24 protein-coding genes are annotated in these 21,500 nt (G+C 65.9%); 16 read left to right on the top strand and 8 right to left on the bottom strand.

Going from position 1 to position 21,500, the window contains the following annotated elements:
- Nucleotides 1-1,019: 1,019 nt before the first annotated feature.
- On the bottom strand, nt 1,020-1,838 hold the full coding sequence (locus NDN01_RS01060; protein ID WP_272625293.1) for an LD-carboxypeptidase: 819 nt from the start codon (nt 1,836-1,838) through the stop codon (nt 1,020-1,022).
- A gap of 51 nt (nt 1,839-1,889) precedes the next feature.
- Between NDN01_RS01060 and NDN01_RS01055 the strand changes: the two genes are divergently transcribed.
- The 6 genes from NDN01_RS01055 to NDN01_RS01030 all read left to right on the top strand — a co-directional run bounded on the left by NDN01_RS01055 (nt 1,890) and on the right by NDN01_RS01030 (nt 9,140).
- Nucleotides 1,890-3,311, top strand: coding sequence for a UDP-N-acetylmuramate--L-alanine ligase (locus tag NDN01_RS01055; RefSeq protein ID WP_272625292.1), 1,422 nt, complete (start codon nt 1,890-1,892; stop codon nt 3,309-3,311).
- Nucleotides 3,312-3,346: 35 nt separating this feature from the next.
- Nucleotides 3,347-3,601, top strand: a complete 255-nt coding sequence (locus tag NDN01_RS01050; protein WP_272625291.1) for a DUF6356 family protein — start codon at nt 3,347-3,349, stop codon at nt 3,599-3,601.
- Nucleotides 3,602-3,791: 190 nt separating this feature from the next.
- Nucleotides 3,792-6,062, top strand: a complete 2,271-nt coding sequence (locus NDN01_RS01045) for a TonB-dependent receptor (RefSeq protein WP_272625290.1) — start codon at nt 3,792-3,794, stop codon at nt 6,060-6,062.
- Nucleotides 6,056-6,634 carry a hypothetical protein gene (locus tag NDN01_RS01040; protein WP_272625289.1) on the top strand — a complete coding sequence of 193 codons (579 nt, stop codon included), beginning with the start codon at nt 6,056-6,058 and terminating at the stop codon, nt 6,632-6,634. The genes NDN01_RS01045 and NDN01_RS01040 overlap by 7 nt, the downstream gene beginning before the upstream one ends.
- Nucleotides 6,631-8,130 (top strand): PepSY-associated TM helix domain-containing protein, encoded by a 1,500-nt coding sequence (locus NDN01_RS01035; protein WP_272625288.1) that lies wholly within the window; start codon nt 6,631-6,633, stop codon nt 8,128-8,130. The genes NDN01_RS01040 and NDN01_RS01035 overlap by 4 nt, the downstream gene beginning before the upstream one ends.
- Nucleotides 8,127-9,140, top strand: a complete 1,014-nt coding sequence (locus NDN01_RS01030) for a pyridoxamine 5'-phosphate oxidase family protein (protein ID WP_272625287.1) — start codon at nt 8,127-8,129, stop codon at nt 9,138-9,140. The genes NDN01_RS01035 and NDN01_RS01030 overlap by 4 nt, the downstream gene beginning before the upstream one ends.
- Before the next feature lie 40 nt (nt 9,141-9,180).
- On the opposite strand, the gene NDN01_RS01025 is transcribed toward NDN01_RS01030, so the two are convergent.
- From NDN01_RS01025 to NDN01_RS01015, 3 genes are all read right to left on the bottom strand, one after another.
- Nucleotides 9,181-9,714 (bottom strand): GNAT family N-acetyltransferase, encoded by a 534-nt coding sequence (locus NDN01_RS01025; RefSeq protein WP_272625286.1) that lies wholly within the window; start codon nt 9,712-9,714, stop codon nt 9,181-9,183.
- A complete protein-coding gene (locus NDN01_RS01020; protein WP_272625285.1) occupies nt 9,708-10,229 on the bottom strand; it encodes a GNAT family N-acetyltransferase in 522 nt (173 codons plus the stop codon). Before NDN01_RS01020 ends, NDN01_RS01025 begins: the two co-directional genes overlap by 7 nt.
- Nucleotides 10,230-10,416: 187 nt before the next feature.
- The gene (locus NDN01_RS01015; RefSeq protein WP_272625284.1) at nt 10,417-10,797 is read right to left on the bottom strand and encodes a nuclear transport factor 2 family protein; all 381 of its coding nucleotides are present in this window, start codon (nt 10,795-10,797) and stop codon (nt 10,417-10,419) included.
- Nucleotides 10,798-11,122: 325 nt separating this feature from the next.
- Here NDN01_RS01015 and NDN01_RS01010 point away from each other — a divergent pair, with 325 nt between their 5' ends.
- From NDN01_RS01010 to NDN01_RS00985, 6 genes are all read left to right on the top strand, one after another.
- A complete protein-coding gene (locus tag NDN01_RS01010) occupies nt 11,123-11,851 on the top strand; it encodes an alpha/beta hydrolase (RefSeq protein ID WP_272625283.1) in 729 nt (242 codons plus the stop codon).
- Nucleotides 11,848-12,639 (top strand): tetratricopeptide repeat protein, encoded by a 792-nt coding sequence (locus NDN01_RS01005; RefSeq protein ID WP_272625282.1) that lies wholly within the window; start codon nt 11,848-11,850, stop codon nt 12,637-12,639. Before NDN01_RS01010 ends, NDN01_RS01005 begins: the two co-directional genes overlap by 4 nt.
- Nucleotides 12,640-12,739: 100 nt before the next feature.
- Complete coding sequence (locus tag NDN01_RS01000) at nt 12,740-13,156, top strand: VOC family protein (RefSeq protein ID WP_272625281.1); 417 nt, start codon at nt 12,740-12,742, stop codon at nt 13,154-13,156.
- A 1-nt stretch (nt 13,157) separates the two neighbouring features.
- Entirely contained in the window at nt 13,158-14,213 is a 1,056-nt protein-coding gene (locus tag NDN01_RS00995; protein WP_272625280.1) for an NAD(P)H-dependent flavin oxidoreductase, read from the top strand.
- The gene (gloB, locus tag NDN01_RS00990) at nt 14,213-14,947 is read left to right on the top strand and encodes a hydroxyacylglutathione hydrolase (protein WP_272625279.1); all 735 of its coding nucleotides are present in this window, start codon (nt 14,213-14,215) and stop codon (nt 14,945-14,947) included. Before NDN01_RS00995 ends, gloB begins: the two co-directional genes overlap by 1 nt.
- Nucleotides 14,948-14,994: 47 nt before the next feature.
- Nucleotides 14,995-15,381: a hypothetical protein gene (locus NDN01_RS00985; protein ID WP_272625278.1), complete on the top strand. Its 387-nt coding sequence runs from the start codon at nt 14,995-14,997 to the stop codon at nt 15,379-15,381.
- A gap of 105 nt (nt 15,382-15,486) precedes the next feature.
- On the opposite strand, the gene hslU is transcribed toward NDN01_RS00985, so the two are convergent.
- Nucleotides 15,487-16,785 (bottom strand): ATP-dependent protease ATPase subunit HslU, encoded by a 1,299-nt coding sequence (hslU, locus tag NDN01_RS00980; RefSeq protein ID WP_272625277.1) that lies wholly within the window; start codon nt 16,783-16,785, stop codon nt 15,487-15,489.
- A gap of 125 nt (nt 16,786-16,910) precedes the next feature.
- Entirely contained in the window at nt 16,911-17,465 is a 555-nt protein-coding gene (gene hslV, locus NDN01_RS00975) for an ATP-dependent protease subunit HslV (protein ID WP_272625276.1), read from the bottom strand.
- Between the two features lie 108 nt (nt 17,466-17,573).
- Between hslV and NDN01_RS00970 the strand changes: the two genes are divergently transcribed.
- A complete protein-coding gene (locus tag NDN01_RS00970) occupies nt 17,574-18,218 on the top strand; it encodes a TMEM175 family protein (RefSeq protein ID WP_272625275.1) in 645 nt (214 codons plus the stop codon).
- Nucleotides 18,219-18,283: 65 nt separating this feature from the next.
- Here NDN01_RS00970 and NDN01_RS00965 read toward each other — a convergent pair whose 3' ends face one another.
- Entirely contained in the window at nt 18,284-18,706 is a 423-nt protein-coding gene (locus tag NDN01_RS00965; RefSeq protein WP_272625274.1) for a hypothetical protein, read from the bottom strand.
- A 140-nt stretch (nt 18,707-18,846) separates the two neighbouring features.
- Here NDN01_RS00965 and NDN01_RS00960 point away from each other — a divergent pair, with 140 nt between their 5' ends.
- Together NDN01_RS00960 and NDN01_RS00955 are read left to right on the top strand one after the other, a co-directional pair.
- Nucleotides 18,847-19,458: a DUF4126 domain-containing protein gene (locus tag NDN01_RS00960; RefSeq protein ID WP_272628440.1), complete on the top strand. Its 612-nt coding sequence runs from the start codon at nt 18,847-18,849 to the stop codon at nt 19,456-19,458.
- 63 nt (nt 19,459-19,521) lie between these two features.
- Nucleotides 19,522-19,944: a hypothetical protein gene (locus NDN01_RS00955; protein WP_272625273.1), complete on the top strand. Its 423-nt coding sequence runs from the start codon at nt 19,522-19,524 to the stop codon at nt 19,942-19,944.
- On the opposite strand, the gene NDN01_RS00950 is transcribed toward NDN01_RS00955, so the two are convergent.
- A complete protein-coding gene (locus NDN01_RS00950; RefSeq protein ID WP_272625272.1) occupies nt 19,935-20,420 on the bottom strand; it encodes a cysteine hydrolase family protein in 486 nt (161 codons plus the stop codon). The genes NDN01_RS00955 and NDN01_RS00950 overlap by 10 nt on opposite strands.
- A 155-nt stretch (nt 20,421-20,575) precedes the next feature.
- On the opposite strand from NDN01_RS00950, the gene yghU reads away from it, so the two are divergent.
- On the top strand, nt 20,576-21,451 hold the full coding sequence (yghU, locus tag NDN01_RS00945; protein ID WP_272625271.1) for a glutathione-dependent disulfide-bond oxidoreductase: 876 nt from the start codon (nt 20,576-20,578) through the stop codon (nt 21,449-21,451).
- The last annotated feature ends 49 nt before the right edge of the window (nt 21,452-21,500 follow it).

Genomic DNA, 21,500 nt, shown 5'->3' with positions numbered 1-21,500 from the left:
TGGACCGGCTTTCAGGCCAATCGGTCAGGCGTATCCGTTTCTATTCGGATCGCGGACTGCTGCCACCAGGGCCGTCGAACGACGAAGAACCATCGCCTCTACACGGCGATCGCTGCGCCACGCCATATTCGCAATTGGGGCCGATCGTGCCGGCACCGCTTTTCGAGATTGGGAATCACACCTGATCTCGAAACCGGTTCCATCACACCGATAACATTTATACCAATTGCCAGCGTCGTCATATCCGCCGCCCCGCCCTCCACAAACGGTGCAAAAAGCCATTTTAGTTCCTTATACTCAAAGATTTAATTGTCCCGATCAATTGAAGGTCAGAATGGGTGACCATTCCCGCAAATATGGTCTCCATCATGAGCAAACGACAACGTGCATCGCGAATTGCAAAACTCGTTACCATTATACTGATGAAGGACGTCACACGACGATGCTGTGACGAGCACCGGCTGCGCGTCATATGCATCAGAAAGACTTGCGTGCGAGGAACAGCACGCATCCGAGTCAGTGGAGGTATCACGAAGCATAAAGCGTCTCCCAATGGTGGACACTGCTCCCTGCGGCGACCCTTACCTGTCTGGGGGCGAGCCGTTTGACAGTGTCAGAATCCACCGCCCAGTCAAGACTACAATTTATGGAGGCTTGGAACTCTACTGATGCCAGGCCAGCTTCGAAACCGGAGCGCTTGCTTCAGCGCAATATTATTTTCATAAATAAGGTTCACCACTGCCGTCGCATGGAGCGACATCGAACTCTACCCTCAGATCTATCACGCACTTACCATGCGAATACTTGTTGCCGCTGAAGTGAGCCGGCATTGCCTGTTCGCTCGTATTGAGGCGAGCAGCCTTGCCCACGTCGTCACCTCACTGCTCAAGAGCAGCGCCAAGTGGACATTCGATACGTCTCGGTGTTCCTGCGACCAGCGGAGAACCTGATTAAGCAGGCGCAAGACGCACAACCCGGTACGGCGCATGAGTTTGAGTTTTCGCCAGCGGGAACAGGAATCAGGCGCGTCCGAACGGCACCACCTTGTTGTCCGCGTCGTGACCGATATCGGCCGCCCCCAAGAGCGGAACCCCCATCTCTCCACACCAGCGCTCGACCATCTGGAGCACGCCTTCAGCGAAGGGCGGATCGTTGGGGACTACATCGCTCACCCGCCCCAACCGCACGCCCGCGAGGCCCCTTAGCTGGGTCGCATGGGCCATATGGAACAGCATCCGGTCGATCCGGTAGAGCGGCTCGGACAGGTCCTCGATCATCAGCACATGGCCGGTCAGGTCGGGCAGCCATGGCGTACCGATCAGGGCGTTCAGGATCGCGAGGTTGAGGGCCACGGCCGGCGCCGCGCCCAGGCTCGGCTCGAGCCCGGCACGATCGCCCCGGATCAGCCAGCCGAGGGTCCGCGCGACCGCCGCCTCGCCCTGGTCGCGCAGGAGATCGCCGACCAGCGGGGCATGGACCGAACGGCCGATCCGCTGCGCATGGAGCGCCCCGAGCAGGAAGCCGGCGTCGGAATAGCCGCAATAGCTTTTCGTGCGGGCGGCGGGCCCAAGGTCGGGCATCACCGCCTGCAGGATGCGGTTCGCGCCATACCCGCCGCGCGCAAACCACAACGCACCGATCGCAGCGTCGTTGGCGACATCCAGAAACGCCCCCGCCCGCACATCATCGGCGCCCGCGAAATGCCCACCGTCGCTCAGGAAGCATTGCGGATGGAAAACGAGCTCGGCTTCAGGAAAGCGTTCAGCCGCGAACGCCACCGCACGGTCGGCCAGCGCCTGGTCGATCGGCCTTCCGGGTGCGACGATTCCGATCCGCATTACCACCCTCTCGCTTGCCCCGATCCGCGAATCCCGCGATAGCGCGCAGCCATGCACGACGGCAAATCCTACTTCTTCGTCGGGATCGGCGGCAGCGGCATGATGCCGCTGGCGATGATCCTGGCCGGCAAGGGCGCCCGCGTCGCGGGATCGGACCGGACGCTCGACCAGGACCGGCTTCCCGCCAAGTTCGCCGATCTGCGCGCCAAGGGCGTCGCCCTGTTCCCGCAGGACGGCAGCGGCATCACCTCGGCAAGCCAGATCGTCGTCGCTTCAGCCGCCGTCGAATCGACCGTCGCGGATATCGTCGCGGCGGACGCGGTCGGCGCGAAGCGGATGAGCCGCGCGGAACTGCTCGCCAAGCTGTTCAACGCGGCTCCGTTGCCGATCGGCGTGGCGGGCACATCAGGCAAGTCGACCGTGACCGGCATGATCGGCTGGATCCTGAACGCCACCGGCCGCGACCCGACCGTGATGAACGGCGCGGTGATGAAGAATTTCGCGGGCGAGGATGCCCCCTTTGCGAGCGCGCTGGTCGGCGGGGGCGAGGCGTTCGTCAGCGAGGTCGACGAGAGCGACGGATCGATCGCGCTCTATTGGCCGAAGATCGCTGTGCTCAACAATGTCAGCCTCGATCACAAATCGCTCGACGAGTTGCGCACGCTGTTCGGCGATTTCATCGCGCGTTCGACAACCACGGTGATCAACCTGGATAATGCCGACGGCGCGGCGCTGGCGACGACGCTGCCGCCGGAACGCTGCCTGACCTTCTCGATCGGGCTTGAGGCTGACCTTGTTGCGATCGGCCTGGTGCAGCGCCCGTTCGGCGTCGATTTCAGCCTGTCCGAACGCGGCGCGGCGCCGGTGGCGGTGTCGCTGAAGGTGCCGGGCCGTCATAATGTGTCGAACGCGCTCGCCGCGATCGGCGCGGTACGCGCGGCGGGTGTGCCGCTGGCCGAGGCGGTACGGGCGATCAGCTGCTTTACCGGGCTTCGGCGGCGGATGGATTTGGTCGGAGAGGCCAACGACATCTCCGTGATCGACGATTTCGGGCACAACCCCGACAAGATCGCCGCCACGCTCGACGCGCTTCACGCCTTTCCGGGGCGGCTGCTCATCCTGTTCCAGCCGCATGGCTATGGCCCGCTCAAGGTGATGCGCGGCGAACTGGTCGCGACGCTGGCGGACAAACTCAGCGCGGAAGACGTGCTTGTCCTGCCCGATCCGGTCTATATGGGCGGCACGGTGAACCGCGAGGTGACCAGCGCCGACATCGTCGCCGACGTCGCCGCCACCGGACGCTCGGCACTCCATATCCCCGCCCGCGATGCCGCCGCCGCGCACCTCATCGCGGAGGCACGGCCCGGCGACCGGATCGTGGTGATGGGCGCCCGGGACGACACGCTCAGTCAGCTTGCCGCGGATATGCTGGCAAGCGTCGCGAACAAGGCTGGCAAGCGGCCGCAGGCGTGATTATCTCCGATCGAAGCGTAATAATGAGGCCCACCATGTTCCGCCGTCTGTTCCTGGATCATCCGAAATCGGTCGGCGAAAGCTATACGGAGCATTTCGGCGTCGCATCGCACTTTGGGCTGAAGATGATGTGGGGCGGCGCGCGCTGCACGCTCCACGCAGTGTTGCCCTTCATGTTCAAGACCGCGGGCAGCGACACCATCACCGCGCTCCACGCCGAACTGGTCACCAAGCGCAACGCCGCCCGTGCCGAGCAGACACAGATCACCACCGTCGAATATGTGATCTGACGGCCGCCTTCGACTGTCCTCCGCTGTTCCGGATTCACGACGGAACAGCCGCATCCCCGACGTTATCGATCAATCACACAGGCCGCTTGGGCGACCTGCCTGTACGCCTGAATCGGCCTGTCACTATTGAGAATGAGATTGACTCGCAATAGCGGGATTACTATCCGCCCGGTCAAACGGGGGAACAAGAATGCGCGGAGCTCTACTAACGGCGGCGAGTGTCTGGGCCTTGTGTTCAAGCGGATATGCGACGGCGCAGGAGATCGGTGAGCCGGGCAGCGACGATATCATCGTTATCGGCGAAAAGGCCCATCGCTCGCTTCAGGATACGACCACCAGCGTCGCGGTGACGACGCCGCGCCGGGTGCAGCAGGAGAATATCCTGAGCCTTCAGGAAATCTACCAGCGCACCGCCAACGTCACCGAGACCTATGGTGCATCCGGTTTCACCATCCGCGGCGTCGCCAATCGCGGCGTCACGGGTGGCGGCGATGCGGCGCTGGCGACCGTCTATGTCGACGGGGCAGCCCTGCCCGCGTCGCTGTTGCAGGCCGCCCCGACCGACTTGTGGGACGTCGCCCAGGTCGAGATCCTGCGCGGCCCGCAATCGACGTTGCAGGGGCTCAACGCGCTTGCCGGCGCCGTCATCGTGCGCACCGCCGACCCGACGATGGACTGGGAAGTCCGCGGACGGGCGATGTACAGCGACGCCAATGAATCGCAGTTCGCGATCGCGGGCGGCGGCCCGATCATTCCGGGCGAGCTTGCGTTCCGCGTCTCCGCCGAAAAGCGCGATGCCGACGGTTTCACTTACAATCCGACGCGCAAGACCAACGAGAATCCGCTCGATTCGACCACCATACGGGGCAAGCTGCTGTGGACGCCCGCTGCGCTGCCCGGCTTGGAGGCGCGGCTCGGCTATACGCACTACAAGCGCTATGGCGGTTATGCGTTCAGTTATACCGATACCAGCACGCCCGATTTCTATCACAACCGGATCAACACGTCCGACCTGCCGAACGACAGCGATTCGAAGACCGACATCGCGACGCTTGAGCTCGGCTACAAGATCGGCGGCGGCTTTTCGCTGACCAGCGTCTCCTCGTACAACAAGGTTTCCGAACGCAATCGCTACGACAACGACATGTCGGCCGCGCATGAAGGCGGGTTCGAGCAGAGCAACCGCTTCAGGACCTTCTCGCAGGAAGTGCGCCTGAACTACGAAAGCGACCGGCTGAGCGGCCTGATCGGCGCCTTCTACTACAACCGCAACCAGCGCATCAGCTCGACCAGCCGTGTCGGCGTGCCGACCCCAGTCTCGACCATCGCCGCGCTGCTGCAGGGCAACGGGCTGGATCCGGCGACCGCCAACGCAATCGCCGGCCTCTACGCGACGGCGCTGCCGGAGATTCCAGTGAACTATGCCTCCTATTCGCCGTCCAGGGTAGAGACGATGGCATTGTTCGGCGACGGCCGCTTCAAGCTCACTGACCAGCTCTCGATCGTCGCCGGCTTCCGCTACGATCATGAGAAGAACCAGATCGCGCTCGACCAGGTAACGACCTTTGCGGGCGTCTATCCGAACCCCGCCAATTATGGCCCGGCCGGCTCCCCATTATATCTCGCCATTACCGGCATCAACGCAGGGGTCGCGCAGATCGTGGCCCAGGCGAGCGGATCGGTGCCGCTGACCCGCCGGACGTTCGACGCCTTCCTGCCGAAGCTGGGTGTGGAAATGGCCTGGACCCCCGACATCAAGACCGCCTTCACCGTGCAGCGCGGCTATCGCTCCGGCGGGTCGAGCACCAACACCGCACGCTCGCGGACCTTCGCCTACAACCCCGAATTCACCTGGAACTATGAGCTGTCGCTGCGCTCGGCCTGGCTCAACGGCGCGCTGACGATCAACGCCAATGCCTTCTCCGTCGACTGGAAGGACCAGCAGACGTTGGTCAATTTCGGCCTGAACCTGTATGACTACCACACGGTCAATGCAGGCAAGTCCCACCTCTACGGGTTCGAGCTTGAAGCCGCGCACCGGGTCAGCCCGGCTTTCGACTGGTATGCGTCCGCCGGCCATACCCGCACCAAGTTCGACAGCTTCACCGTCAATGTCGGCAGCTTCACCGACCTGTCGGGCCTTGAATTCGCCTACGCCCCGCACTGGACAATGTCGGGCGGCGCGAATCTGCGCTTCGGCGGCGGTTTCAGCGCCAACCTCAACGCGAACTATCGCAGCGCCGTCTTCTCCGAGGCGAGCGTGCCGCAATCCAGGACTCGAATCGACGGCCGCACGCTGGTCAATGGCCGGATCGGCTATGAGATCAAGCACTGGAACCTGTCGGTCTTCGCCAGCAACATCTTCGACAAGGGCTACATCCAATATGGCGTCGCGAACCTGCCGCGCGCCGTGCTGGGCAATCCGCGCGTCGTTGGCGTCGCGCTCGAGACCAAATGGTGATCGATCCGCTCGTCGCCGGCACGCCGATCGTCGCCGGCGCGGCGGTCGGCGGCTGGCTGTTGCGCCGCGCGTGGCAGGTGAGGATCGAGGCCCGCCGCCCCTATCTCTGGGGCGGATGGGCGGCCATCCTCGCCACCATGGCATGGCCGGCATGGCTGCTCGGGCCAGTGCGGGGGCCGTTCATCGCGGTCACCCTCACCTCAGTCGCGGTCCTGGCGCTGATCGCCAGCCGGGCCACGGTCCGCGCGGCAAGGGCCGGGCGCGCCGCGTCCGACAGCCTGGCGCCCGAGCCGCTCGAACGCCCCTCGACCCGTTGGCGCGGTTTGCTGCGCTGGTTGCTTGCTGGCCCGATCGGGATGGTGGCCGCGCTGGCGGTGGGCATCTGCTATGCCGTCTGGGTACCCGGCGCGCCGCAGACCCGGCTGCTGATCGGCGGGCTCCTCGTCCCCGTCGTCTGGGGCGGCGCGATGGCGTGGACACTGGCTGACAATCGCATCCTCCGGGCGACCGCCGTGCTGGTCGGAACCGCCCTGTTCGGCTTCGGCGCGTCGATCCTGAAGGGGTTCGCATGACCGACACGCGAACTACCCCGGCCGGCACCCGCAAGCCGATCTGGCCCAAGGTACCGGCGGATTTCGTACGTGCGGTGCTGAAGGGGCACAGCGCGCTTGGCCTCGCCTTCGCGGCAGTCATCTATCTCGTCTGCCTGACCGGCAGCATCGCCGTGTTCGCGCACGAATTCGAACGCTGGGAGCATGCCGGCACGCCGCGCATCGATTCAGCCTCGCCCGCAGCAGTGCAGGCAGCGCTGACCGCGGCGGTGGGCCGCGCCGGACCAGCCATCGAACATGGCTATATCCAGATGCCCGGCCCGGACCTGCCGCGATTGCTCGTCAGCATCGATACGGCCAGGGGCACCCAGGCCTGGATCGCCGATGCCGAGGGGCGCCTGGTGGCGGAAGGCAAGACACCCTGGACCGAGTTCCTGACTCGTCTCCACATCAACCTGCATCTGCCAAAGACCTGGGGAATCTTCCTCGTCGGACTGACCGGCGTGGCGCTTCTCTCCTCGCTCATCTCCGGCCTGCTCGCGCATCCGCGCATCTTCCGCGACGCGTTCCACCTTCGGCTGGGTGGATCGAAACGATTGCAGGAGGCCGACCTGCACAACCGGCTCGGCGTCTGGGCACTCCCCTTCCATGTCACCGTGTCGCTGACCGGCGCGGTGCTCGGCCTCACCACGCTGATCGTCGGGGTGCTTGGCATGGCGCTGTTCCAGGGCGATGTCGGCAAGGTCTATGCCCTGTTCATCCCCGCCGAGCCGAAAGAAGATGCCCGCCCTGCCCCGGTGATCGACCTTCAGCCGATGTTCGCCCAGGTCTCGCGCCTGGCACCGGGCGGGCGCACCGACCTGATCCTGATCGAGCACCCGACCGAACGGGGCAGCGCCGCGCTGTTCAACGTCGACCGGGGCGGCGGGCACCTGTCGAAGACCGATGCCTATGCCTTTCGCCGCGACGGCACGCTCTATCATGCCAAGCATGCGGCCGCGAACAATCTGGGCGAGCAGATCCTGGCATCGATCGGGACGCTTCACTTCGGCTGGTTCGGCGGCGGGATCGTCAAGATCGGCTATGCGCTGCTTGGCCTCGGCCTCACCTATCTGGCGGCGAGCGGCGTCACCATCTGGCTCGCGCGCCGTCGCGACAAGGGCCGCCCGGCGCCCGGCTGGGAACGCGTGTGGACGAGCGTGATCTGGGGCCAGCCCGCGGCCCTCGCCGTGGCGGCGCTGGCCGCCATCGCGCTCCACCCCGGCGTGACAGCTTTGGTCTGGGTCTGGTGCGTCGTCACCCTGCTGGCGCTCGCCGCATCGGCATTGACGGCTGTCCGCCCGCTGGCGAAGGCACTGGCGCTCATCGCCGGGATCGCCGCCGCGCTCGCCGCGATCCTCCATGCGGTGCTGCTTCCCGGCAGCGATCCCGTCGCCTGGGCGGTCGATGCATGCCTGTTGCTGACGACCGCCGCGCTCGGCTGGCGCGCCCTGGCGGGAGATCGGAGGACGGCATGAGCGGAACGACCATCGACAGCATCGCCACGCTTGAGGATGTCATCGGCAAGACCCCGCCGACGATGGACCTGAAGGTCATCGACCATCTCGACCATGGCGCGCTTCGCTGGATCGCCGCATCGCCGCTGATGTTCGCCGGGTTCGGCGACCGTTCAGCCGTTGGCATCACGCTGGCGGGCGGCGCCCCGGGGTTCGCAAGCGGCAGCGCCGCCGAACTGCGCGTGCCGCTATGCTTTGTCGATGACGCGGCCGGATTGCACGCCGGTGCGCCGTTCGGCGCGCTGTTCCTCATTCCCGGCATCCGCGAGACGTTGCGCGTCAACGGCAGGGTGGCGGCGGTCGGAGCTGACGACGTCCGTATCGACGTCGAGGAATGCTATGGCCACTGCGCCAAGGCGCTGATCCGGTCCGATTTCTGGTCGGCGGCCCCTGTCGACATCGCGCCGGACGCCCCCGCCTTCATCGCTGCCAGCCGGTTCATGGCGCTGGCAACGATCAGTGCCGAGCGACATGCCGATCTGAGCCCGAAGGGCGACCCGGCCAACTGCATGGCGCAGCTCGATCAGGACATGCTCTGGTTCGCCGACCGGCCGGGCAACCGGCGGGTCGACAGCTTCCGCAACATCGTCGCCCAGCCCGGGGTCGCGCTGGCGTTGATCGTCCCCGGATCGCCGATGGTCGCCACCGTCCGCGGTAAGGCGACGCTGACGACCGATCCGGCGGCGCGCGCGCGGTTCGCGGTACAGGGCAAGACGCCGCTCCTCGCGATCGGCGTATCCGACATGACGGTCGATCTTCGCCCAAGCGCGGTGCTGGCACGAGCATGCCTGTGGCCGGCCCCGGCCGAGCCCCCCGCGATCGATCCGGCGGCCCTGTTCCTCGACCATATCAAGCTCAACCGCGACGCCGGCCTCGGCGCGAGGCTGGCGGTCGCCGCCCTGGCGGTCCCCGGGGTCGCCGGCCTGCTGAAGAAGGGGCTAGAGAAGGACTATAAGGACAATCTCTACTGACCTTTGCCGCATGCCGCGCGGCTCGGATGCCAGTCCGGTCTCAGGACGGCCTGTCGATCTGATAGAGCACATGAGGAGAAAGCGGATCGCCTGGCGGCACGGTGGGATCGGCGAAATCATCCGCCGCGTTCCGCGACATGCCAAGCGCCTCCATGAGCGCGCGCGACGGGTGGTTGATCGTCGAGGTATAGCCCACCACACGCTCCAGCCCGATGGACCAGGCGTGCGCGAGCCATGCCTGACTCGCTTCCCGGGCATAGCCCCGCCGCCAGAATCGGCGTGCCAAAATCCACCCGACCTCGACAGCGGGGCCACCGGGGAAGCCATCAGCCCAGGAAAGACCCGCACCGCCGACGAGCGCCTTATCGTCACGCCGCTCGATCGCGAGAAAGGCGAATCCATGATCGTGCAGGTGCTTCAGGCACTGGTCGATTTCAGCGTCCGATTCCTCCCGCGTCAGCAGTGCCGGATAATAGAATTGCCGTACCTCCGGATCGGCGTTGATCGCGGCCCAGCCGGGCAGGTCGCGCGGCAGCCAGGGACGGATCGTCAGGCGCGCCGTCTCGATCAGCACGGCGCCGATGCGGTGCGCGCCAGCATCACGCAGACCCTGTCCTTGTAGGAAGCGCGGTCGAACTCGTGGTAACCGAGCTTGCTGGCCAGCCGCAGCGAGGCTGCATTTTCCGGATTGATGATGCACACGGTGCGGGCGGGTGCGCGGACCCGGTCGATCCATTCATGCGCCGCCGTCACCGCATCGAGCGCAAGCCCGCGTCCGTGCGTCGCGCGCGCCATGATCCAGGCGCCTTCGGGGAAGGGATCGAACTGGTCACCGAGCCCGCGATGGAAATCAGCCAGTCCCACCTCGCCCAGGAACGCGCCGGTCGTCCGGTCGAACACCGCGAACAGGCCATAGCCGAGCAGCGACCAATGGCCAGCATAGCGCAGCAGCCGGTTCCACGCGTCCTCTCGCGACGGCTTCGGCGCGCCAATGAAGCGAAACAGCTCTTCGTCGCCATACATGGCGAACCACGGCTCGAAATCCTCAAGCCGGTGCGGGCGTAGAATCAGGTTGGGTGTCTCGATCATCGCGCGAGATGAACCGCCGGATCGCGCGAGGTCAACCGGCGCTGCCACTGGCGCCTCGCGCCCGCCGCGCTCACGGCCTTCACAGATGCGAAATAGAACCGCCAAGGCAACCCGATCGCTCTGCCCGGGCGGCGACGGCGGTTAGACTCATCGCCGGGAGCTGCCCGCAGCTTCAATTTTACCAAGGTCAGGGAAGTTGCTCGACGAGGTGCGCGCGCGTTGGCCCCGGTTCAAATCGATCGGCGAAATACTGAGTCTCATGCGCTACCAGTCTTTCGCGGAACTCCATGATGCTCACGACATATGAGGGCTTGCCGTCATATGTCAGGACGAACTCCGTTACCCAGAGATCGCCGCTGCCCACTATTCGTCGCACCGCGAAGCGCTTCTTGTTTGGCTGGGCGCATCGACTCTCCTGAATGTTGCGTCGTCCGCGAATTCGCTCGCCCGACTGCGGATAATCGAGGACGGCATCCTCGTGGTAGATTTCGTGCTCGGCCTCGAAATCGCTGGCGTCCGACGCATCCCAATGGCGCTTCAGCGCCGAGCGTGCTGCTCGATCGTCCATCTCGATCTCCCATATGCGCTCCGACATATCCCCGATACCCAGGCACGCGAGCGCTAAAAGACACACCCGATAATGACAGGTTTCAGCTTTCCGGTCTTTGACATCAAATGACCGCAGCGTTCGCTCGATATTCGGATCGACTGCGCAGGCCTTCGCGTTCGGCTGGTCCTATTCTGTGGCGCACGCTTGCTGGTGTCGCTCGCCTTGGCCTGTCGATCACCTGTGGAACAAGCGCTGGAGTGGCTCGACAACAATAACAAGCTCTTCAGCTTCTGATCGCTCAAGCCCCTCCCCGAAACGGGAGGGGTGATGTAATGGGCCGCCCATGACTGACCCCGTGCCCACCCGCCCCGCCCTCGCCTATCACCTCACCGAGGGTACCGGCCCGACGGTCATGTTCCTGCCCGGCTATGCCTCCGACATGACGGGCAGCAAGGCCACCGCGCTCGAGGCATGGGCGAAGGCGACCGGGCGCTCATTCCTGCGGTTCGACTATGCCGGATGCGGGCAGAGCGAGGGTGCGTTCGAGGAGCAGACGCTGGCCGGCTGGCGCGACGACGTGCTCGAAATGGTCGACCGGACAGTTGCCGGGCCCGTCGTCCTGGTCGGATCGTCGATGGGCGGCTGGCTCATGCTGCTCGTCGCGCGCGACCGGCCTGATCGGGTGGCGGGGCTGGTCGGCATCGCGCCGGCTCCCGATTTCACCGACTGGGGCTTCACGACCGACGAGAAGCTGGCGCTGCTGCAGAATGGTCGGATCGAACGGCCGTCGATCTATGCCGACCAGCCGACCGTCTATACGTCACGCTTCTGGCAATCGGGCGAGGCGAATCGGCTGATGTCGGGGGAGATTGCCTTCAATGGCCCGGTGCGGCTGCTGCAGGGCCAGGCCGATCTCGACGTGCCGTGGCATCGCACCGTCCGGCTTGCCGAACTGCTGCGTTCAGCCGATGTGCAGACTCTGCTCGTCAAGGACGGCGACCACCGCCTGTCGCGCGATGCCGATATCGCGCTGCTCATCCGGGCGGTCGAGGATGTGATCCAACGCCTATGATCCTGCCCCTGTTGCTGCTCGCCGCTCAAGCCGCCCCGGTCGCCGGCCCGCCGGACCCGGTGGAGCAACGCTTCGACCGCTGCGTGGGTCTCGCCGAAAACGATCCGCACGCCGCTGAAGACGAGGCTGGACGCTGGCAGCGCGACGGCGGCGGTTTCCTGTCGCATCAATGCCTCGGCATCTCCTACGCCAACCAGGGCCGCTGGACCGCTGCGGCGGCAGAGTTCGAGGCGGCGGCGCGCGGCGGGGAGATCGCGCGGGACAAGCGCGCGGCGAATTATTGGGCGCAGGCCGGTAATGCCTGGCTGGCAGGCGGCGAGGCGATGAAGGCGCGCGGCGCGCTCAATGCAGCGCTGGCCGCGGGCACGCTCGAGGGCATGCAGCGTGGCGAGGCGAACCTCGATCGTGCCCGCGCCTTCGTCGCGGGCGGCGACCTGGCCAGCGCGCGTCCCGATCTCGACCGGGCCCTTGTCGACGCCGCGGCCGATCCGCTCGCCTGGCTGTTGTCGGCCACGCTGGCGCGGCGCACGAACGACCTGCCACGCGCGAAGAAGGACATTGCCGAGGCGATCAAGCTTGCCGGCGACGATCCTTCGGTCCAGCTCGAAGCCGGCAACATCGCGGCCGCTGCTGGCGACGAGGCCGGTGCCAAGGCCGCATGGAATATGGCGGTGAGGCAGAGGCCGGAGAGCGAGCCGGCCCGCAATGCCCGCAACGCGCTGAAGCAGTTCGACGCGCCGGCCGCCACGCCCGCGGCGGCAGCGCCGCCGGTTCCGGCGAAGCCCTGAGCCTTCTTCCCCTCTCAGCGGAAGAGGGGAATTGCACTCTTCGGCACTGGCAAGCCTGGCCGCGCGCGCCTATCTCGCGCGCAAGCAAGGAGCCCCGCCGATGAAATATCTGCACACCATGATCCGTGTCACCGACCCTGACGCGACGATCCGTTTCTTCACCCTGCTCGGGCTGAAGGAAGTGCGGCGGATGGAGAGCCAGCAGGGCCGTTTCACCCTGATTTTCCTTGCCGCCCCCGGCGAAGAAGGCATCGCCGAGGTCGAGCTGACCCATAATTGGGACCCGGAGGACTATTCGGGCGGCCGCAATTTCGGGCACCTGGCTTACCGCGTCGACAATATCTACGAGACCTGCCAGCGGCTGATGGATGCCGGCGTGACGATCAACCGCCCCCCGCGCGACGGCCACATGGCGTTCGTGCGCACCCCCGACAATATCTCGATCGAGCTGCTGCAGGACGGGCACCTCCCACCGGCCGAACCCTGGGCATCGATGCCGAACACGGGCGTCTGGTAAGATGGGCGCGGCAACCCGCGCCTTTCTGGCGATGACCGGCGCGCGCCTGCCCTTGGTACAGGCGCCGATGGCCAATTTCGCCGGAACGGATCTGGCCATCGCCGCGATGGGCGCAGGCGCCGTCGGCTCGCTGCCTTGTGCGGTCCTCGACGCGGGGGTCGTGGTCACGCAGGTGGCGGCGGTGCGCGCCGCCGTGAAAGGTCCGCTCAACCTCAACTTCTTCTGCCACAAGCTTGGTCCCGCGCCCGACGAGACGGCATGGCGCACGACACTGTCACCCTTCTATGCCGATGAAGGCGTTGCCGCGCCGACCGACGCCCCGCCGCTCCGCCGTCCATTCGACGCGGCAATGGGCGATGTGGTGGAAGCGGTCCGGCCCGAGGTCGTCAGCTTTCATTTCGGCTTGCCTGACGAGGATCTGCTCGTGCGGGTCAAGGCAACCGGCGCGCTTGTCTTCGGCTGCGCAACCAATGTCGCCGAGGCGCGCTGGTTGGCCGAACGCGGCTGCGACGCCGTGATCGCCCAGGGGTTCGAGGCAGGCGGCCATGCTGGCTATTTCCTGGCGGGCCATAGGCCGGTCGGGCTGATCGCCCTCGTCCCGCAGATCGTCGACGCTGTCCATGTGCCGGTGATCGCGGCCGGCGGCATCGCCGATGCGCGTGGCGTGGCCGCGGCAATGGCGCTCGGCGCCGCGGCCGTGCAGGTCGGCACCGCCTATCTCCGTACACCCGAGGCCAGGCCAAGCGCTGCGCTGCGCCACCGGATGGAGACAGCGACGGCCGACGACAGCGTCTTCACCAACCTGTTCAGCGGGGGCCTCGCACGCGGCCTGCGCAACCGGGCGACCGATACACTCGGCGCGGTGAACGACACCGCCCCGCCCTTTCCCTATGCCAGCGCCGCGCTGGCGCCGCTCCGCGCGCATGCTGAAAGCGAGGGGCGCGGGGACTATTCGCCCTTGTGGAGCGGCCAGGGCGTGGCGCTCGCCAGTGCCGACTCCGCCGCCGCGTTGACCGACCGCCTGGGCAACGCCGCCCTCTCTTCCGGGAGCCTTTGATGACCGACCTCCAGATCGTCCGAATCCCGGCACTCAGCGACAATTATATCTGGCTGGTCCATGATCCCGTGTCGGACGAGACGATGGTGGTCGACCCGGCCGAAGCAGCGCCGGTGCTGGCCGAGGCCGACAGGCGCGGCTGGAAGATCGGACAGATCTGGAACACCCATTGGCACCCCGACCATACCGGCGGCAACGCGGCGATCAAGGAAGCGACCGGCGCGGTCGTCTCAGGTCCGGCGGCCGAGGCGGCGCGTATCCCGACGCTCGATGTCGAACTGTCGGAAGGCGATACCGTCCGCCTTGGCGATCATGTCGCGACGGTATGTGAGACGCCTGGCCACACCGCCGGGCATATCGTTTTCCACCTGCCCGGCGACGCGGTGGTCTTCACCGGCGACACGCTGTTCGCGATGGGCTGCGGCCGGCTGTTTGAAGGCGATGCCACGCAGATGTTCGCCAACATGCAGCGCCTCGCCACCCTGCCGCCCGAGACGATCGTTTATTGCGCGCACGAATATACCCAGTCCAACGGTCGCTTCGCGCTGGCGGCCGAGCCGGACAACGCCGCCACCAGCAAGCGCATGGCAACAGTCGATGCAGTGCGAGCCCGTGGCGAGCCGACCGTGCCGACGAGCATCGCCGACGAACTGGCGACCAACCCGTTCCTCCGGGCGACCTCCGCGGCGCAGCTCGCCGAACGGCGCAAGGCCAAGGATGAATTTCGCGGCTGATTAGGCTATGACATGATAAGCTGCGGCGTCGAACGGAGGACCTGTCCATGCGTGCCCTGTTGCCCATGCTCGCCGTGTTGATGTCCGGATGCGCGACGACCGGCGATACGCAGGGCGCCACCCGCGATCTGGACAAGGCGCTTGCCGGACGCACGCCGGGCGCGCCGGTGGATTGCATCGACCGGAATTCTGCCAGCGGACCGCAGATCATCGATGGCAGCACCCTGCTCTACCAATCCGGCCGGCAGGTGTGGCGCAACGACCTTGAGGCACAATGCCCGTCGCTGCGGCCGACCTCGATCCTGATTATCGAGGCCCACGGCACCCAGATGTGCCGCGATGACATGTTCCGCGCGGCGGAGCTCGGTTCAGTGATTCCCGGCCCGATCTGCCGGCTGGGCAGGTTCACGCCCTACAGGAAGCCGAAGGGCTGACCGGAAATCGGGAGCCGTTCGTGCCGAGTAGCGATCGAGCAGGCGACGCCGCACCGAAGCGCAGGTAGGACGCGTCACACCTGCCCGTCGATACAGACGCTCAGACTACAGCACGAACCGCGACAGATCGGTGTTGCGCGCGATCACGGCGAGTTGCTTGTCGACATAGGCGCCGTCGACCACGAGCGTCTGGCCGGCTCGATCCTCTGCGTCGAAGCTGACTTCCTCAAGCAGCTTTTCCATCACCGTCTGCAGGCGGCGAGCGCCGATATTCTCGATCTCGCCATTCACCTCGGCCGCGATCTTCGCGACCGCGCGGATGCCGTCAGCGGTGAACTCGACCGTCACGCCCTCGGTGCCGATCAGCGCGACATATTGCTGGGTCAGCGAGGCCTTGGTGTCGGACAGAATCGCGACGAAATCATCCTCGGTCAGCGCCTTTAGCTCGACGCGGATCGGCAGGCGGCCCTGAAGCTCGGGCAGCAGGTCGCTCGGCTTCGCCACATGGAACGCGCCCGACGCAATGAAGAGGATATGGTCGGTCTTCATCGGCCCGTATTTCGTGGCCACCGTGGTTCCCTCGATCAGCGGCAGCAGGTCGCGCTGCACGCCTTCGCGGCTGACCGATCCGCCGCGCACGTCGGAGACCGCGATCTTGTCGATCTCGTCGAGGAAGACGATCCCGTTCGCCTCAGCATCGGCAAGCGCGATGCGGCTGACCTCATCCTGGTCGAGGCGCTTGTCGGCCTCTTCCTCAACCAGTTTCTCCCAGGCGGCTGGCACGGTCAGCTTGCGGCGCTTGAGCTGTCCGCCCCCGCCGAACGCCTTGCCCATCATCTCGCCGAGATTGATCATCTGCGCGCCGCCGCCGGGAATCTCGAATGGCATCTGGGCATGCGCCTCAAGCTCGATCTCGATCTCGGTATGGTCGAGATGGCCCTCGCGGAAACGCTGGCGGAACGCCTCGCGGGTCGCCTCGCTCGCGCTCTTGCCGGTCAGGGCGTCGAGCAGGCGCGCAAGCGCTGCCTCTTCGGCCTTGTCCTTCACCGCCACGCGGCGGCGTTCCTTTTCCAGCCGGATCGCTTCCTCGACCAGATCGCGGGCGATCTGCTCAACGTCGCGGCCGACATAGCCGACCTCGGTGAACTTGGTCGCCTCGACCTTCACGAAGGGAGCGTCGGCCAGCCTGGCCAGTCGCCGGCTGATCTCGGTCTTGCCGCAACCGGTCGGGCCGATCATCAGGATGTTCTTTGGCGTGACCTCGTCGCGCAGGTCGCTGCCGAGCTGCTGGCGGCGCCAGCGGTTGCGCATCGCGACAGCGACCGCCTTCTTCGCGTCATGCTGGCCGATGATGTGCTCGTCGAGCGCAGCGACGATGGCTTTGGGGGTGAGTGCGTCGTTCATTCTTCTCTTCTGTCTCCCCTCCCGCTTGCGGGAGGGGCTGGGGGTGGGCTCACGCTCACCACCTGCGTTGGCGTAAATGGAGGTCTGGTGCCCACCCCCGGCCCCTCCCGCAAGCGGGAGGGGAGTTAAGAAGCGCTGTCGAGGCCTTCCACGGTCAGCCGGTCATTGGTGTACACGCAGACTTCAGCCGCGATCGCCATCGCCTTACGGCAGATCTTCTCGGCATCTTCCTCGTAATCGACCAGCGCCCTGGCGGCGGCGAGGGCATAATTGCCGCCCGACCCGATCGCGGCGATTCCGGCCTCCGGCTCAAGCACGTCGCCATTGCCGGTGAGGATCAGGGTCACCTCCTTGTCCGCGACGATCATCATCGCCTCCAGGTTGCGGAGATATTTGTCGGTGCGCCAGTCCTTGGCCAGTTCGACCGCCGCGCGCAGCAGCTGTCCATGATGCTGCTCAAGCTTTCGCTCAAGCCGTTCGAACAGGGTGAAAGCATCAGCCGTCGCGCCGGCGAAGCCGCCGATCACCGACCCGTCACCGAGGCGGCGGACCTTCTTCGCATTCGGCTTCATGACGGTCTGGCCCTGAGTCACCTGGCCGTCTCCGGCGACGATGACTCGTCCATTCTTGCGCACGGAGAGAATTGTCGTGCCGTGCCACGTTGTGTCGTTCCCACTCATGGGGCGCATATGGGATGGGATGTGCGGGTGTGCAATCCGGGCATCTTTTCCCGATTGCATGCAAGGGCAGGCTTGCCGATAAAGCGGCTACTGATCGTGGGGGCAGCGATGGCAACGGAGCATTCGGGGAAGCATTCGGGGCCGGAGCACGCGCTTGAGCGGCTCGTTTTCTTCTCCGACGCGGTCTTCGCGATTGCGATTACGTTGCTGGTCATCGAGATTCACGTGCCTCGGCTACCACCCGGCTCGACCAATCAAGACTATTTCGTCGCGCTCGCCCATTTGATCCCCAGCTTCTTCGGATTCTTCGTCAGCTTCTGGGTGATCGGTGCCTTCTGGACCGTGCATCACCGCGCCTTTTCCCTCGCGGCGCATTATCGCGACTCGCTGCTCACCCCCAATCTCGCCGTTCTTTGCGGGATCGTCTTCATCCCCTTTGCAACCGCTTTCATGGCGGCCAATACCGGCATGCTGGTGCCACAGGCCCTTTACGATCTGACGCTGATCGTGTGCGGGCTGCTCCATCTTCGGCTCAACCGGATGGTCACCAGCCCGCCAGTGGTCAGCGAGCAGGCCGATCCGCTCACGATCGCGCTGACGAGGGTGCGCGGCTGGTCGGTAACGCTCGGCGCTGCCTGTGCGCTTGCGATAGGTTTCGTCGATTCGCACTACAGCCAGGTTGCGCTGATCACCATTCCATTATGGCGCATCCTGCTCCAGCGCCGGACACGGCGGCGCTTCCCCGCCGCATAAGCGCCGCCGATCGCCGTGACGCCACACCGAGCTCCCGGGCGCGGATACCGCGCCCGGGGCCGCGATCAGCGGCAGCGGGTGTTGTTGGCGTCGATCGAGGCGCCGGCGGCTCCTCCGGCGACGCCGCCGAGCAAGGTCCCGAACGTCTTGGAATCGCCCGGTGCGATGATGTTGCCGAGCAAGCCGCCGATCGCCGCGCCTACAAGCAGGCCAGTCGTGCCGTCCGAGCGGCGGCAATAATAGCGGCCGTCCTGGCCACGATAGACCCGGTCGTTGCGTGACAGGCGGCGTTCCCGATAGCGCGGTGAATCGCGATAATAATGGTCGGCATAATAGCCGTTATATTGCGGATCCGGGCGGTTATAATCGTACCGGCTATAGTTACGGTAGCGCGGGTCCATCCCGCCGTCGCCATAATCACTGCACCCGCTGACGAGACCGGCTCCAAGGGTTGCCACGGCCAGCAGGCCGAGAGTCATGGTACGCATGTCATCCTCTCCCGTTCGTTGTGCCTGCGTAACGCGGCCGGGACCGATATGGTTGCAACCGACGTGGTGGCATGTCGCCACTGGTAACCAGCGGGCCGCCCAAGGTTGCGCGCTGGCTCGGTCCGTGTGATCCTCGGGGCATGGGCGCGGCCGAGATCCTGGGCGTGGCGGCGAGCGTTAGCCTGCTTTCGGGCTGGCGACTCTATCTCTGCGTGTTCGCCACCGGCATCGCGATGCATACAGGCTGGATCGCCCTTCCCGCTCACTTCCACCAGCTCGACATATTGGCCAATCCGTGGGTGATCGGGGTAGCCGGCGTGGCGGCGCTGGCCGAGTTCCTGGCCGACAAGGTAATGTGGATCGACAGTGACTGGGATGCGGTCCACACGCTGATCCGGCCGGTCGGCGGTGCGCTGCTGGCGCTGGCGATCGTCGATCCGAACGATCCGGCCTGGCAGGTGATCGCGCTGATCCTGGGCGGCGGGGCGTCGCTGCTGACTCACAGCGCCAAGGCGGGCACGCGCGCCCTGGTGAACGCCAGCCCCGAACCAGTCAGCAACGTGCTGGTTTCCACGACGGAGGATGTGGCGACCGGCGGGCTCTTGCTGCTCGCGCTCGCCAATCCGTTCATCGCGATCGGCGTCGCGGTCCTGCTGCTCGCGGGCGCCATCACCGCGCTGCTGGCGCTGCGCCGCCTGCTTCGCTGGGCGATGCGACGGGACCGGAACGCAGCGCGGCCGCGTGCGGACTAGGATATCGCACGGAACAGCGGCCGGGTGCATTCGTTGGCAGAACTCCTGAATGGAGTTGCGATCATGAAGATGACGAGCATCGCGCTGGCGCTTACCCTGTTGGGCAGCACGGCAACTGTAACCGCCCAAACCACGCCGCCTGCCCCGGCGACATCCGGTTCGGAGAACGATGTGAACAGCCCCGACGTGGCGGCCGCCAACCGGGATGTCGAGGCCCAGGCGGCTGCGCGGCAGAACGCGGTCACCGACGCCAATGCCGGGGCGCAGGCCGGAGCCGATGCCCAATATGCCGCCGACCTGGATGCGTATCGCGCCGCGCTTCGCGCGCATCACCGCGAGGTCGCGCTCGACGCCCGGATCGCCGAGCACAAGGAACGCGCCTACGCAGACGCGATGGCCGACTGGCGGCGCCAGGTCTATGCCTGCAAGCACGGCAGCACCCGCGCCTGTAATGCGCCGACGCCCGATCCGGCGAATTACTGGTGAGCCGGCCCGGCCATCAGCTCCTTCCGCGACCCGATAACCGCGCCGAAATGATGGCGCCACAATCGCTCGCCAAGCGCGCCTGACCGGTCGAGCGACGACCCGACCGTCAGCCAGCGCAACAGGGTCGGATGAAGCCCTGCGTCGAACAGCGCGAAACCGGCCGCGAGGACGCACGTATCGGCCTGAATGCCGCAGACGAGCACCCGGTCGACACCGATGCCGCGAAGATGACGGATCGCCTCGGGCGGCGGCAGATAGCCGTGCTTCACGAACAGGGCATCGGTCCGCACGAGGCTCGCATCGTCAGGCGCCGGCTTCCAGCCGAGCTGACGCTCGAACGGCGTGATCGCCTCGTCATGGCGTTCGACCGTCGCGACGGAAGGCATGGCGGCCGCGAGCTGTCCGACCTCCTCGATCAGCCAGGACGGCGGATCGAAACAGGGCTGGACATCAACCACGAGCAAAGCCTGGCGCATGGCCGCTTGCACCCGACATAGCAGCCAAATGCAAGGCGCGTTCGTTGGGCGAGCCGCAACGCGCGATTGTTTTTGTCGCCGGGTCGGCCGCGGCCCTTGGTGTTGCCCCCCGGCTCCTTACATCGCGTCCATCACCGCGCTGCTGGAGCCACCCCATGACCGACACGACCGACTACGTCCCGCCCAAAGTCTGGACCTGGAACAAGGACAATGGCGGCCAGTTCGCGAACATCAACCGCCCGATCGCCGGGGCGACTCACGACAAGGAACTGCCGGTCGGCAAGCACCCCCTGCAGCTTTATTCACTGGGCACGCCCAATGGCGTGAAGGTGACCGTGATGCTCGAGGAGTTGCTCGAGCTCAGCCACGCGGGCGCGGAATATGACGCCTGGCTGATCCGCATCAATCAGGGCGACCAGTTCGGCAGCGGCTTTGTCGAGGTGAACCCGAATTCGAAGATCCCGGCGCTGCTCGATCGCAGCGGGCCTGAACCGATCCGGATCTTCGAATCCGGCGCGATCCTGATGCACCTGGCGGAGAAGTTCGGGGCGTTCCTGCCGACTGAGACGGCGGCCCGTGCCGGATGCCTGTCATGGCTGTTCTGGCAGATGGGCAGCGCGCCCTTCCTCGGCGGCGGCTTCGGCCATTTCTACGCCTACGCGCCCTTCAAGATCGAATACGCGATCGATCGTTATGCGATGGAGGTGAAGCGGCAACTGGACGTGCTCGACCGACGCCTGGCGGAGAGCGAGTATCTGGCGGGCGACACCTATACCATCGCCGATATCGCGACCTGGCCTTGGTACGGCGCGCTGGCCAAGGGCCTGGCCTATGACGCGGGCGAGTTCCTGCAGGTGCAGGAGTATAAGAACCTCCAGCGCTGGACCGACATGATCGCGGCTCGGCCAGCCGTGGCACGCGGACGGATGGTCAATCGCGTGATGGGCGATCCGGCGAGCCAGCTCCACGAGCGCCATGATGCGAGCGATTTCGCGACGAAGACACAGGACAAGCTTGTGCCGGCTACGTGATCGAGCCGGATGTGGCTGCAAGGCGCCTCGGCTTGACCAGGGCGGGGCG

Origin of the sequence: Sphingomonas sp. QA11 (assembly GCF_028473665.1) — a bacterium.
GTDB lineage: Bacteria > Pseudomonadota > Alphaproteobacteria > Sphingomonadales > Sphingomonadaceae > Sphingomonas > Sphingomonas phytovorans.
The sequence above is the reverse complement of the archived record's forward strand: the minus strand, read 5'-3'. Positions and strand labels throughout refer to the sequence as shown.